The following is a 435-nucleotide window of genomic DNA, read 5'->3' on the forward strand; positions in this document are numbered from 1 at the left end:
GCCACGGGCGCGGCCGGCAGCAGCGAAGGCGAAGTTGACGAAGTAGTCGCCGACCTTGGAGGCCTGCAGGAAGGCGGCGAAGATGATGAACAGGATGATATAGGTCGACGACACCGCGGTGGTCGGGCCGAGGATCCCGGCATCGGTATACACCTGGCTGAAGAAGCGTCCCACCGAGAGCCCCGGGTAACCCAGGAAGCCGGGCAGGTAGGGCCCGCCCCAGACATAGGCCAGGAACACCAGCGAGATGATCACCAGCGCATTGCCGGTGACCCGGCGGGTCATTTCGAGAATCAGCAGCGAGCCGGCGATGGCGGCATAGGAGATGCCCATCGGCGCGAAGGAGGTGCCGGTGGACATGCGCAGCGGGGTGTTGAAGATCACCAGGAAATAGCCGGCGCTGGCCAGCGCGCAGACCATCAGCACCAGGTCGGG

At 65.3% G+C, this 435-nt stretch carries 1 protein-coding gene; it reads right to left on the reverse strand.

Translation table 11 applies throughout. The features are described from left to right. Positions 1–435, reverse strand: a 435-nt coding sequence (locus IEI94_RS21380) for a TRAP transporter large permease subunit (RefSeq protein WP_191169704.1), incomplete at both ends; no start/stop codon positions are given.

Source organism: Halomonas sp. ML-15, from assembly GCF_014779595.1.
GTDB lineage: Bacteria > Pseudomonadota > Gammaproteobacteria > Pseudomonadales > Halomonadaceae > Franzmannia.